The 14,634-nt window shown below is 39.1% G+C and carries 6 protein-coding genes; 4 read left to right on the top strand and 2 right to left on the bottom strand.

All coding sequences use genetic code 11. The features are described from left to right. Nucleotides 1-16: 16 nt before the first annotated feature. Entirely contained in the window at nt 17-1,579 is a 1,563-nt protein-coding gene (locus KO473_RS02435; RefSeq protein ID WP_005819528.1) for a RagB/SusD family nutrient uptake outer membrane protein, read from the top strand. Nucleotides 1,580-1,655: 76 nt separating this feature from the next. On the opposite strand, the gene nanU is transcribed toward KO473_RS02435, so the two are convergent. Both nanU and KO473_RS02425 read right to left on the bottom strand, forming a co-directional pair. Continuing rightward, the gene (nanU, locus tag KO473_RS02430) at nt 1,656-3,227 is read right to left on the bottom strand and encodes a SusD family outer membrane lipoprotein NanU (RefSeq protein WP_005809006.1); all 1,572 of its coding nucleotides are present in this window, start codon (nt 3,225-3,227) and stop codon (nt 1,656-1,658) included. Nucleotides 3,228-3,255: 28 nt separating this feature from the next. Then, nucleotides 3,256-6,525, bottom strand: coding sequence for a TonB-dependent receptor (locus KO473_RS02425; protein ID WP_005776513.1), 3,270 nt, complete (start codon nt 6,523-6,525; stop codon nt 3,256-3,258). A gap of 750 nt (nt 6,526-7,275) precedes the next feature. Here KO473_RS02425 and KO473_RS02420 point away from each other — a divergent pair. The 3 genes from KO473_RS02420 to KO473_RS02410 all read left to right on the top strand — a co-directional run bounded on the left by KO473_RS02420 (nt 7,276) and on the right by KO473_RS02410 (nt 14,619). Further along, on the top strand, nt 7,276-10,446 hold the full coding sequence (locus KO473_RS02420; RefSeq protein ID WP_005819539.1) for a TonB-dependent receptor: 3,171 nt from the start codon (nt 7,276-7,278) through the stop codon (nt 10,444-10,446). Between the two features lie 11 nt (nt 10,447-10,457). Then, entirely contained in the window at nt 10,458-12,473 is a 2,016-nt protein-coding gene (locus tag KO473_RS02415; RefSeq protein WP_005776516.1) for a RagB/SusD family nutrient uptake outer membrane protein, read from the top strand. Between the two features lie 511 nt (nt 12,474-12,984). Beyond that, nucleotides 12,985-14,619 carry a sialidase family protein gene (locus KO473_RS02410; RefSeq protein ID WP_005776517.1) on the top strand — a complete coding sequence of 545 codons (1,635 nt, stop codon included), beginning with the start codon at nt 12,985-12,987 and terminating at the stop codon, nt 14,617-14,619. Nucleotides 14,620-14,634 lie beyond the last annotated feature (15 nt).

The raw sequence follows: 14,634 nt of genomic DNA, 5'->3' as shown, positions 1-14,634 counted from the left end.
TATAAAAAGACAAATTATGAAAAAGATAATATATATCATTTCTTTATTTGTGTCGTCTGTGCTTTACACTTCATGCGATGCATTGGATCTTGCTCCGGAAGACTATTTCGGAAGCGGCAACTATTGGAATAATAAAGCCCAAGTAGAAGGGTTTATGAATGGCATGCACTCTCAATTGAGAAGTAACTATAATATGTTTTATTGTTTGGGAGAATTGCGCGGTGGTACACAGCGCGTTGGTAGTTCTTCACAAAACACCAGTTTGGACTATGCCATATTGCGTACCAATACTTTAAGCCAGGATAATCCGGGATTCAGCAACTGGTTTGGATTATATAGCCCGATTATGCAAGTTAATCATTTCATTCAAAAAGTTGAGAATGAATGTGATTTTTTAAGTGAGGCAGACAGAAAAGCCTATTTAGGACAAGCATATGGTTTAAGAGCTCTTTATTATTTTATGCTTTATAAAACTTACGGCGGGGTACCTATTGTTACAACAGTCGAGTTGCTGGATGGCAAAGTGACTGCGGATAAATTTTATGTTGAACGTGCTACACCCGAGGCCACTATGGCCTTCATAAAAGAGGATATCGGTAAATCTGAAAACTATTTTGGTACAGAAGAAGTGACCAATAAGTATGATAAGACAATGTGGTCTAAAGCTGCCACTCTGATGTTGAAAGCAGAAATCTATATGTGGGCTGCTAAAGTTTCTATAAATGGCTATACAGCTTCTGGAAGATCGGATTTAGAAACTGCCAAAACAGCTCTGAATGGAGTGATAGGCAAATTTCAGCTATTAAACAAATTCAGCGATGTATTTAGTACAGCTAACCGTAATAATGCAGAAGTTATTTTCACCTTACATTTTGCTGATGGCGAAGCTACAAACTGGGGAGGAATGTTCCTCTATCAAGAGGCAGTGTTCATTGGACAGGTATATGACCGTGATGATAATAAGATTGAAACGGATACATTAAATTTGAAGGGTACCGGAGGTGTATTCCGCCATGAATATACTGAAGATTTCTGGAAAAGCTATAGCGATAAAGATACTCGTCGTGATGCAACATTCTTAGAATATTATACCCAAAAGAATAAAGAAGGCTTCGGTTGTGTTATGCTTAAGGCTATTGGTTCTATCAACTCGAACAACAATCGTATTTATGATACCGATGTGATTGTTTACCGTTATGCCGATGCTTTATTGATGATGGCTGAAATAGAAAATGGTTTAGGAAATCCTTGTGCAGATTATATTAATGAAGTGCGTGAACGTGCATATGGCTCCAATTATGAGGCTAATAAATATACGGAAGGAAATTATGCAGAGAATGAATTGGCCATCCTTCAGGAACGTGATAAAGAGTTTGTTTGGGAAGGTAAGCGATGGTTTGATGTAGTACGTATGCATGATGCTAATGGCAAATCTCTTGCTTTCTCTGCTACTGCAAATTATCCTTCGGATAAACCTCTTTTGGATCCAAGTGAGGAATATAAGTTGTTATGGCCTATTGATGTTAACATTATGAGTGTTAACCCGTTGCTGAAACAGACACCTGGATATGAAAAATAAAACTTAATCAATAGGTTTTTAGAATGAAAAATAAACGGGGAATGTCCGCAGAGGCATTCCCCGTTATATTAACTAATCAATTTTCATATCCCGGAGTCTGTTTTAACGCCGGATTGTCTGTCAATACACTTTCATTAATCGGCCATAATAGGCGGGTGGCAACGGCAGAAGTGCGCTTTGTCACATAGTCTGCACCCAATAATCTTAAATCATACCAGCGTTTCCCTTCAAACATAAATTCACGCATGCGCTCTTTCAAAATGGCTTCCAAAGGATCTTCATCACCAGACATGTATTTATTATCCGTATAGAAGTCTCCTTTATCATTCGGATAAGATAGCGTAGCTTTGTTTAACTCAAAGAACTCTTTTCCATAAGCACGTTCACGAACTTGATTGATCTCAGTTGCCGGATCTTCTCCCAACAGCGCTTTTGCTTCGGCAAGTAATAACAGGCAGTCTGCATATCGATAAATGGGGTAATCATTCAAAAAACTGCGCTGTGAAGCTCCGTCCAACAGGACTCCCTGATACTTATTGCAGAAAGGAGCAATATATTTAATTGTGCCATCTTCTTGCTTTTGGTAAACAGCTGTCATGGAAGCGTCCTTACGGGTATCTCCATCACGGAATGCCTTATTATACAAATCGTATCTTATCTGCAGACGAATCAAACCGTTAAGTTGTCCTTCAGGCAAATCTTTAAATGAAATTCCTTCTTTATTACAGTAAGTTGCAGTCATGTATGCCTGCTGTGGTACTAAGTTTTGTCTAAATCTATCGTCCCACATGTTATACTCATCTTTTGCATTACGTATAGAGAAAATAATTTCGGCATTATCTTTATTATTGTAAGCAAATACTTTTGAGAAATCATCCTGCAAGCTGACATTTACATTACTGATAATTGATTGTAAAGCTGTTTTGGCTGTAGTATAATCTGTTGTGCCGCCACCCATTTGACGCCCACTCCATAAATAAACTTCACCTTTCAACATTTGTGTTGCGGCCATTGACCAGTAATATCTGCCGAATTTGAAAGAGTAATCACTGCCGAATGCCTTTTCAGAAGCAATGATATCTTCTTTGATTTGTTTCATCACATCTTCTGCAGGAGAGGCTGCTTTTGAGAGGTTGCTTAAGTCTAAAGAGGCTCCATTCGTATAATCCAGATAGAGAATAACATCTCCCCAAGAACGCAATAAATGAAAATAAAGATATGCCCGCATACCATAAGCTTCACCTAAATAATAGTTTTTGGTAGCTTCGGGAAGTACAGTCGTTTCTTTGGTTTTAGCGATCATCAAATTGATCTGATTGATCACTTTGTACATTCCTGCAAAGTTGGTTATTCCTGTGTTCTCCTTATTTATCGTATTGAAAGGCAAGCGTTCCATACCTTGAGTGGCTTCTCCTCCAAAGGGAACGTCTCCATAAATGTCCGCACGAGGCTCACCTAATAAGAAAAAATTAAAACTACATTCTCTAAGTAATGCATGCAAACCTACATTAAAGGTACTGAACTGAGCTTCAGTCTTCCAGTAATTACTATCCGCAATAGAACTGGTAGGTTCAATATCCAGTGCATCACATCTTGAAAACAGCAGGAGAGAAAGCCCTGCTAACATATATGTAAATATTTTCTTCATAATGCTATTTGTATTAATCATATATAATTTAGAATGTCACTGACAAACCGAATAAAACTGTTCTCGGAGTTGGATAACGTCCGTTATCTATTCCACGACCATAAGTTGTATCTACAGCCGGTTCAGGAGAAACACCCGTGTATCCGGTGATATAGAATAAGTTCTGTCCTGTTACATAGACTGATGCATCTGTCATACCAACTTTACTGATCCATGCTTTAGGCAGATTATAATTTAATGTCAATTCACGCAAAGCCAGATAATCACCCTTTTCATAGAAGCGTGAACTGTTATTATCAATAGCTGTATTACCGTTATTTGAACGTGTAATATTTTTCTTGCTTAACTGGTCTGCGTAATAGAATGCAGGTAAATCTGTATCAGTATTGGTCTCACTCCATGTCTTTTTTACTTCTTTAATAATATTGAATGAACCTTGATACTGTCCCAAAGAACGTGCTGCGAGATCATTATAAATGGTATGTCCTAAAGCGTAATCGAAACGAGCATATAAAGAGAGGTTTTTATAACCCAATGTAGTAGAGAATCCACCAGTAATTTTGGGAAATATATTTCCTACTACTTGACGGTCATATCCATTGATTACACCATCGCCATTGATATCTTCCCAACAAACATCACCCGGTTCGATCGGTTGCCATCCTTCTTTTCCGGCATATTGGGCTGCAAGTCCGGGACCATATAAGTTGGCTACCTCGTCGATGCGGTTATTGGCATACTTTTTCACGTCATCCCAATCTTTGAATATATGATTTTGTTTGTAAGCAACCAATTCTCCCAGTTTACCACCTTCCTGACGGCCGGCAATCCATTTTGTTTCAGGAGTTCCATCGGCTTTTTTGCGTCCGGTTGCCACTTCATAGCCACCTACACGGTTATTTTCATTGCCGTTATAAGGTAATTTCACAATTTTGTTTGCTACAGAAGACAGATTGGCTGTAACATCCCATGTCAATCCTTTCGGGTTATTCAGAATGTTGGCTCTTACTTCCATTTCGAAACCATAGTTACGCAGAGTTCCCATATTAGTCATGATCTCTGTAAAGCCTGTATATCCCGGAAGTGCTTGTTTAGTTAACAAGTCTTTAGTAGTACGGTTGTAGTAGTCAAGAATGAAACTTAACCGATTGTTTAAGAATCCGATGTCCAGACCAGCTTCAAATGACTGACTTTGTTCCCAGCGTAATCCGGTGTTTACCAAGCCTGAGTTGTAGAATGCGGTTGAACCTCCGTATGTCTTTGCACCTACTTGAGAGTAAGCACCATATACATCGAAATTTCCGATACCATTTACATTTCCATTTACACCATAGCTAAGACGAGGTTTCAAGTTAGAAATAACTTCTGAGACTTTAGAATCCTTCCAGAAATTCTCTTCCATGATATTCCAACCCACAGATACACCAGGGAAAAATCCCCAACGGTTATCTTTCAGTTTTGAAATACCATCATAACGAGCAACAAATGAAATTAAATATCTCATGTCATAGTTATAATTGATACGGCCAAACCCTGATAGAATACGGTATGCTGTTTTAGTTGTAGAAGTATAAGTCCTTGTAGAACCAGCATTCAAGGTAGGAATATCGTCAGTTGGAGAGTTTTGGGTTTTGGCCTCAAAATCGAACTGATCATAGGTGAAGTATTCAGTTCCTACCATTGCTTCCAGATTGTGTTTTTCAGCAAAAGTATCTGTGTATGTCAGTGTTCCGTTCAACTGAATTTGATTGTATTTCTGAACATAAGCCTCAGCCTGACGTGTATTATCAGGAGTTGCAGAAGATTGAGCTTGATAAGATTTATTAAACTTCTCTCTCTGCCAGTCATAACGATAAAGTGAAGCATTTCCATTTAACACTAATTTTTTAGGTAAAATGTCAAGGGCAAATCCAACACTGTAGGTTGATTTATTAGTGCTGTTCTCGCTCGTCAATTTATCTCTATAATAATCGGGATTACCGTCACCTGTACCAAAACCGGAGGCCGGAGTACCATCTTCATTCCAAGGATTCCATGTAGGACGTTGAGAACGTGTACGGTAGAAAAATTCATATTGACCGATCCAAAGTTCCGGTTGAGTTGACCAAGAGTAAGTCGCATTAGCCTTTACTGTCAGGAAAGGAAATACTTTATAAGAACCATTCAATGCACCATTGAAGCGCTCGTAACCAGTACCTCTAATCTGACCATCTTCTTTATAGTAGCCTAAACTTGCAGAAAAAGTCCCTTTATCATTACCACCTGTAATGTTCACATAATGATCTTGAGTTAAAGCACTATTGTTAAACACCACATCGTCCAATTCACCAGAGTAGTCTTTATACAAGATCGTTTTTCCATCATAAAATGGATCTGCCATAGAAGACCAACCTTCATTTTTCAGATTAGCATTTTCGTCTGTCAAATAGCGGATATCAAATAAGTTATTACCAATACCATATCCCATTTGTGTATCGACATTGGTACGTCCGGTTCTTTTGTAGCCCATACGGTTATAATAAATATAATCGTGTGCATCGCAAAAATCATAGCCTTTACGAGCGAAGTTCACACCCATTTTAAATTTGTAATTAACAGATGCTTTTCCTTCTTTTCCACTTTTAGTCTCAACCAAAATAACACCACCATTGGCACGTGCACCATAAATAGCTGTTGAAGCGGCATCTTTCAAAACCTGAATAGATTCAATATCAGAGGGATTAATATCACTCATGCTATTGCGAACAATACCATCGACTACAATAAGAGCTTTGCTGTTGTCGCCTGTAATAGTAGCGCCTCCACGCAATGTAATATCCGGTTCACTACCAGGTTGCCCCGTTTTGTTAACAACACGAAGACCTGTAACAGAGCCTTGTAAAGACTGTCCTGCATTACTGAAAGCCGCATTTTTAAGTACAGAATTATCAAGCTTTGAAATAGCAGTAGTTAAAGTTGCACGTTTTTGTGAGCCACCGTATCCTGTAATCACCACTTCATCTAATACCTCTGTATCTTCTTTCAGTACTACATTGTAAGTGTTTGCAGCGCTAACAGTAATTGTTTGAGGTTTGTAACCAATATAGCTAACTGTGAATTTAGCGCCAGTAGCTATCGTTAATGAGAACTTGCCGTCAAGGTTAGTGATTGTACCATTGGTTGTACCTACCTCAACGACACTTGCACCGATGACAGATTCACCGGTACCATCTGTAACCACACCTGTGATGGATTTTGTTTGAGCTATAGCTCCTATAGAGCATAATAAGCACAAAATCAAGAAGATGGTTTTCTTCATAAGTATTGCTTTTTAGTTAATAATAAAGATAATTATAATTGCTTTTACTAAGTTCTATCGGTACTTGGTATTTTTACTACCTAAATAATAAATGAAAAAGGTTAAATTTATTATTTCTTTTCATTTATATACTATCAAACCGTTGCAAATATATATATTATATTAAAAACTCACAAGTATATTTTAAATATATTTTTTATATAACCGAAATAATATTGAAAAACTAAGATAATCAGCTCCGGATTCTCATAAAAGATTGTTTATGGAAGAGTGCTATATATATAATATTGATTTCTTATATTATATATGAGACTGCTTTCATTAAAATGGACAAATGTAATATGTTTTTATTTTGAAATACTGTTTGATTAACTTGAAAAGTGCCAAAGATTATATCTAATAACCTTATTATATGTTATAAGATGTTTCTTTGTGTTGAAAGATGGATCACTTCATTTCACTTACATAAAAGTGGCTTCCGAACACAAGAAAAGATGAAAAGTATAGTCTGATGATTCACTACTTTTCACCATAATAAATTTGTTTGTGAACATTTGTACGAAAATATTTTTTTAAAATCTTTCGTTTGTAAGATAAACAATTGATGTTTAGATTATTGCATATTTATTGTCCTTATTTCTGTTATACCATATAACCAAGTACCGATAGGACTGTGCTCATTTTCAGGTGTTTATATTTAAGAGATTTAGAAGAGATAATTTTCCTTTTTTATTAACTAAAAATCAATTTATGAAAAAAGTCCTTTTTATTTTGTTGGGCTGTTTGCTATCGTTTAATGTGATGGCACAGGTAAAGGCGATTTCGGGGGTGGTAACAGATGTTACCGGAGATCCCGTTATTGGGGCAAGTGTTGTAGAAGTGGGAACCACTAATGGAGTAATTACTGACTTAAATGGTAAGTTCTCGTTAAAAGTGGCGCCTAATTCACAATTCTTGGTGAGTTATATTGGCTATAAACAACAAACTATTAAAGTTGGTTCTGAAAGCACTTATAATATTGTGCTGAAAGAAGATTCGGAAGTTCTGGATGAGGTTGTTGTAGTAGGTTATGGTTCACAAAAGAAGGTGAACGTTACGGGAGCTGTAGGTATGGTTAGTGCTGATGCATTGGAAGCACGGCCGGTAGCAAATGCTTCACAAGCGTTACAGGGGGTTGTTCCCGGTTTGAATCTTACTGTTGGCAATAACGGTGGTTCTCTGGATGGAACATTGAACATGAATATTCGTGGAGCCGGAACGATCGGTGATGGATCGGGTTCTTCTCCATTGGTTTTGATTGATGGCATTGAGGGTGATCTGAATACTGTCAATCCTAACGATATCGAATCTGTTTCGGTATTAAAAGATGCTGCATCGGCTTCTATCTATGGTGCAAGAGCTTCGTTCGGTGTGATTCTTGTAACTACAAAGAGTGGTAAGAGCGGTAAGACAAATGTGTCATATAGCGGTAGCGCACGTTTTTCTGATGCTATTGGCATTCCGGACATTATGGATTCTTACACTTTTGCTCAGTACTTCAATCGTGCTTCTGCCAATAAAGGTGGCGGTGATATTTTTGCACCTGCCGTAATGGAGCGTATCAAAGCCTATCAAGAAGGAACGCTGAAAGCTACTACAGTTGATAATGGAGCAGGTATTTGGCAAAAATGGGCTAATGCGAATGGAAACACGGATTGGTTTGAAGAATTTTATGATCATTGGGCACCATCTCAGGAACATAACCTTAGTATTAATGGTGGTACGGACAAAACCCAATACTTGATTAGTGGAAGTTTTCTGGATCAGAAAGGTTTAATGCGTCATGGATCAGATAAGTTTCAACGTTACACACTGAATGGTAAAATCACAACGGCTGTCACTGATTGGTTCAAGGTGACGTATTCTACTAAATGGACCCGTGAGGATTTTGAACGTCCTACTTACTTGACAGGAAACTTTTTCCATAACTTAGCTCGTAAATGGCCTGTGCATCCGGCTTATGATCCTAACGGATTCCCTATGGACGAAGGTGAAGTGGAACAGATGGAAAATGGAGGAAAGCAGAATAGCCAGAAAGATTTTTATACGAATCAGTTGCAACTGGTTTTCGAGCCTATTAAAAACTGGAAAATCAATCTTGAAGGTAGTGTACGTACCACTACTCAATATCAGCATTGGGAAGTATTACCTGTTTATGCCTACAATGTAGATGGAGATCCCTATTATACAGTGTGGGATATGGGATATGGTTCTTATGCGGCAGGTTCTTCTCGCGTGAATGAATATAGTTGGAAGGAAAATTATTATACCACAAATATTTATTCGGACTATTTCAAACAGTTCGATAACGGACATTATTTTAAAGTGATGGCTGGTTTTAATGCAGAGTTATATAAAACCAGAAACATTACGGCTGAGAAAAACACATTGATTACTCCGGGGGTACCGACTATTAATACGGCAACTGATGACCCACAGGCTTATGGTGGTTATGCCGACAACTCTGTAGCCGGTTTCTTTGCACGTGTCAACTGGAGTTATAAAGATCGCTATATGTTTGAGGCTAATGGCCGATATGATGGTTCTTCCCGTTTTGTCGGAAAAGAACGTTGGGGATTCTTCCCTTCGTTTTCTGCCGGTTGGAATATCGCCCGCGAACCATTTATGGAAAGCTTTGCTGAAAAGATCAATATGGGAAGTTTAAAGTTAAGAGCTTCATGGGGACAGTTGGGTAATACGAATACCAATGATGCTTGGTATCCATTTTATCAGACTATGCCTGTAGGGTCTAATTATGGTTGGTTAGTAAATGGCGAACGTCCTAACTATGCTACAAATCCGGGTATTGTCAGTTCTAAGAAAACATGGGAAACAGTAGAGACTTGGGATGTCGGTTTGGATTGGTCTTTCTTTAATAATCGTTTGTCTGGTTCATTCGACTATTTCGTACGTTATACTTATGATATGATTGGTCCGGCTCCTGAACTTTCAAGTCTGTTGGGAACTTCAGTTCCTAAAATCAACAACTCGGATATGAAATCATATGGTTTTGAGTTGGAGTTGAATTGGAGAGACCGGATTGGTGAAGTTTCTTATGGAGCTAAGTTAGTGCTTTCTGATGACCAACAGAAAATTTTGCGTTATCCGAATGACTCATATGATGTAGGTTCGTACTATAAAGGCAGACACTTGAATGATATTTGGGGATTGACAACAATTGGCATTGCAAAAACACAGGAAGAGATGGATGCCCATTTGGCAAAAGTTGATCAGTCTTCTTTAGGAACCAATTGGGGAGCCGGTGACATCATGTATGCCGATTTGGATGGTGACGGAAAAATAAGCAATGGTACTAATAAGTTAGGAGATACCGGTGACTATCGCATTATCGGTAATTCAACCCCTCGCTTTAAATATGGTATTACGTTGGATGCTGCGTGGAAAGGATTCGATTTCAGCATTTTCATGCAGGGAATCGGAAAACGTGACCTGTGGTTGGACGGATGTTATTTCTGGGGGGCTAACGGACAAGGAAATGAATGGCAATCTACCGGATTTACTGAACATTGGGATTTCTTCCGTCCGGAAGGTGACCCGTTGGGTGCTAATTTAGATGCGTATTATCCACGTGTTAACTTTAGTGGTGGCCGTAATACCCAAGTCCAGACACGTTATTTGCAGAATGGTGCGTATCTGCGCTTGAAAAATGTTCAGTTGGGTTATACATTGCCTCGGGTGTGGACAGAAAAAGCCGGAATCTCTTCTGTACGTGTATATCTTTCAGGAGATAACCTGGCTACAATCACCAGCCTTTCTAAGATTTTCGATCCGGAGGCTACCGGAAGTTTAGCCGGAACAGGATCCGGTAAACTGTATCCTTTGCAAAGAGTAATATCTGTCGGTGTTAACATTAATTTCTAAATTGAAGTATTATGAAACTTAAAATAAAAAATCTGTTTATACAAGCATGTTTTATTGCAGGAGGGGCATTGACACTCACATCCTGTAATGACTTTCTTGACAGAGAACCGCTTTCTTCTGTCACGCCGGAAGTCTATTTTCAGACAGTAGACCATTTCGCTGCTTATTCCATAGCGAAGTATCAGAACTATTTTTCTTCGCATGGCGGTTATGGAGCAGGCATAGCCAATAATGATGGCGGAACAGATAATATGGTAGCCGGAGGGCGCAGTAGCCGCTATGTAAAAGGACTTTGGAAAGTTCCTTCCAGTGATGGCAACTGGAGTTTTAGTAATATCCGTTATTGCAATTACTTCTTTGAAAATGCTGTGCCTAAATATGAAGCGGGTGAAGTTGCCGGAGCGGACGCTGATATTCGTCATTATATTGGAGAAATGCATTTGATGCGTGCGCTTGTGTATTATAATCTGTTGCGTAATTATGGTGATTTTCCGATCATAACGGAAGTTCTTCCTGACGATAAAGCGGTACTGATGGAGAAAGGTGTTCGTCAGCCTCGTAATTTGGTTGCCCGTTTTATCTTGAAAGATTTGGATGACGCTGCCAGTATGATGTATAGTCAGGGATTTAAGAATAATACTCGTTTGAATCGTGAGACGGCTTTGTTGATTAAATCACGGGTAGCATTGTATGAAGCTTCTTTCGAAAGGTACCATAAAGGTACAGGAAGGGTACCGGGAGATGACAACTGGCCGGGAAAGAAAGTGCATCCTAATTTTTCGTTGGATGTGGAAGCAGAAGTTGATTTCTTCTTGACAGAGGCTATGAAGGCTGCGGAAGAAGTGGCAGATAAAATCACTTTGACACCCAACACGAAAGTTGCGGACCCGGCTAATCCTTCTATTACATCCGGATGGAATCCTTATTTTGAGATGTATGCTACTGTTGATTTGAGTGGCTATGATGAAGTGCTTTTCTGGCGCCAATATGCAAAAACCGGTAGCTTCTCTATCATGCATGGTGCTCCGGCATGGATTGCATCTGGTTCTAATCATGGTTTGTTGAAAAGCTATGTTGAAAGTTTCTTGATGCAGGATGGTTTACCTTGGTATGCGGCAAGCAGTGCGGCTCCTTATAAAGGTGATGCTACATTGGATAATGTGAAAGCAAATCGTGATAACCGTCTTCAGTTGTTTATGTTTGGTGAAAGTAATTTTGTGCCTGTATATTCAACCGAAGAAGCGGGTACGGTGAAAATGTTTGCTCCACACCCAGTGTCTAACCGTGAAGAGATGAGAGACCAGACAGGATATCGCATTCGTAAATATGCCAGCTTTGATATGGCACAGAATGTTTGGGGAAAGGCTGAATCAACTACAGGATGTATTATTTACCGTGGTGTTGAGGCTTATCTAAATTATCTGGAAGCTTATTATATGAAGAATGGCAATGTGGCAGGCAAAGCGGCTCAGTATTGGAGAGCTATTCGTGAGCGTGCCGGATTGGATCCTGATTTTACAAAAACTATCAATGCGACTGATTTGAATCAGGAAACAGATTGGGGTAAGTATTCAGGTGCCCAGGTTGTAGATGCTACCTTATTAAATATACGTCGTGAGCGTCGTTGTGAATTTATTGGTGAAGGTATGCGTTGGGATGATTTGGTTCGTTGGCGTTCGATGGATCACTTGCTGACGAAAAACTATATGCCTGAAGGATGTAATTTCTGGGATGAAATGTATAAGTCGGCTAACAAAGATGAGAATGGTGCTGAGATTACATTTAAAGATTCCGGTGAAGAAGGTTCCAATATCTCTTCACGTACCTTTAAGTATTTGCGTCCTTATGCCATTTTGAAAGCCAATAATGACGTATACGACGGTTATACCTGGCAGAAAGCTCATTATCTCAACCCTGTGCCGGTTCGCGAGATGGAATTGCTGTCTCCGGATGAAAAAGTAGAAACGTCTGTATTATACCAGAATCCTTATTGGCCAACTAAGATTGGAGAGGTTGCTGAAGAATAATTCGGTTTTCAATAGATTATTAAAATAAAGTAGAGGAGAGGGGTGTTATTGAAGATAACGTCTCTCTCTTTTTTATTCTGACTTCAGATATGCTCATCACAAAGTTAAAACTCAGAATCCGAAAGATTCAGAGTAAAGTATATCTTGATCTTTAGAGAAATGTTTTCTTCGTACAAGCCAAGTTCATCCTGGTAGCCAGGATGAAGTTTAATTACCATTTTAGATACGTTTGTTTTCGGTCCTTTAGCACTTTGAACAGAGGAATTTGTCGTTTTATAATTGATTTCTTAGTCTCTTTCTATCCTTTTGGGAGTATCTGTATTCTGTGAAAAAACAGACGAAGGAAATTTAGACAGGCTTTTATGGCAAATAGAATTAAAAACAATCCCTTAGCTTGTGTGCTATTTATTAATTAGCTGGTATATAATAAAATATTTAATTAATATAGCTGTTGTATAATAAAAAATACTATCTTTGCTCCCGATAACATAAATATTAATTAGTCGATACCATGAAAAAAGCTGTAATTCTATTTTCGCTTTTCTGTTTTCTGTGTGCTATACCGGTAGTTCGAGCCGCAGATACAATTTTTGTTCGTGAGACCCGTATTCCTATTTTGATAGAGAGACAAGATAATGTCTTGTTCTATCTTCGTTTGGATGCTAAAGAGAGCCAGACTCTTAATGATGTAGTGTTGAATTTTGGTAAAGGAGTGGATCTGTCTGAAATTCAGTCTATAAAACTTTATTATGGTGGTACAGAAGCATTGCAGGACAGAGATAAGAAACGTTTTGCTCCTGTGGGATACATCTCCAGTAACACTCCGGGAAAAACGCTTGCCGCCAATCCTTCTTATTCAATAAAAAAATCGGAGGTGAGTAATCCTGGCAATCAAGTTGTTTTGAAAGGGAACCAAAAACTGTTTCCGGGAATCAACTATTTCTGGATTAGTCTGCAAATGAAGCCGGGTACATCCCTTACCAGTAAGGTGACTGCCGATATTGCTTCGGTCACTCTGGATGGTAAGAAGGCTCTGTTGGATGTTGTTTCGCAAGAAGGAATTGAACACCGCATGGGGGTAGGAGTACGTCATGCCGGAGATGATAATTCTGCCGCATTCCGTATCCCGGGATTGGTGACTACTAATAAAGGTACACTGCTGGGAGTTTATGATGTACGGTATAATAGTAGCGTGGACTTGCAAGAGCATGTTGATGTTGGTTTAAGCCGTAGTACAGATGGTGGAAAAACCTGGGAGAAAATGCGTTTGCCTTTGGCATTTGGGGAGTTCGGTGGTCTGCCTGCCGGTCAGAATGGAGTAGGAGACCCTTCTATCCTTGTTGATACAAAAACAAATAATGTTTGGGTGGTTGCTGCCTGGACACATGGTATGGGTAACCAACGTGCATGGTGGAGTTCACATCCGGGTATGGATATGAATCATACTGCGCAACTTGTTCTTGCCAAAAGTACGGATGACGGTAAAACGTGGTCTGCACCTATTAATATCACAGAACAGGTAAAAGATCCGTCTTGGTATTTTCTGTTGCAAGGTCCGGGTCGGGGCATCACTATGAGTGACGGTACTTTGGTATTCCCTACTCAGTTTATTGATTCGACACGTGTACCCAATGCAGGTATCATGTATAGCAAAGATGGTGGTAAAAACTGGAAAATGCACAATTATGCACGCACGAATACTACAGAGGCTCAGGTTGCCGAGGTCGAGCCCGGAGTATTGATGTTGAATATGCGTGATAATCGTGGTGGAAGTCGTGCTGTGGCTATTACAAAAGACTTGGGTAAAACATGGACAGAACATGAATCTTCTCGCAAGGCATTGCCGGAATCGGTTTGCATGGCTAGTTTGATAAGCGTGAAAGCCAAAGATAATGTTTTGGGCAAGGATTTATTGATATTCTCTAATCCTAATACGACGAAAGGACGTTATAATACTACTATTAAAATCAGTCTGGATGGTGGTGTGACTTGGTCACCCGAACACCAACTTTTATTGGATGAAGGCAATAACTGGGGTTATTCTTGTCTTACTATGATTGATAAAGAAACGGTTGGTATTCTTTATGAAAGCAGTGTGGCACATATGACATTCCAGGCAGTGAAGTTGAAAGACATTATTAAATGAGAAATTTTCCCCCAT

It is taken from the genome of Bacteroides sp. HF-4919 (assembly GCF_018860125.1).
Note: the sequence above shows the minus strand (reverse complement) of the source record. Positions and strands in the feature narration are given on the sequence as shown.

Coding starts and splice junctions, on each gene's coding strand:
- nanU (WP_005809006.1), bottom strand. CDS start 3,227: ATGAAGAAAATATTTACATATATGTTAGCAGGGCTTTCTCTCCTGCTG.
- KO473_RS02420 (WP_005819539.1), top strand. CDS start 7,276: ATGAAAAAAGTCCTTTTTATTTTGTTGGGCTGTTTGCTATCGTTTAAT.
- KO473_RS02435 (WP_005819528.1), top strand. CDS start 17: ATGAAAAAGATAATATATATCATTTCTTTATTTGTGTCGTCTGTGCTT.
- KO473_RS02410 (WP_005776517.1), top strand. CDS start 12,985: ATGAAAAAAGCTGTAATTCTATTTTCGCTTTTCTGTTTTCTGTGTGCT.
- KO473_RS02415 (WP_005776516.1), top strand. CDS start 10,458: ATGAAACTTAAAATAAAAAATCTGTTTATACAAGCATGTTTTATTGCA.
- KO473_RS02425 (WP_005776513.1), bottom strand. CDS start 6,525: ATGAAGAAAACCATCTTCTTGATTTTGTGCTTATTATGCTCTATAGGA.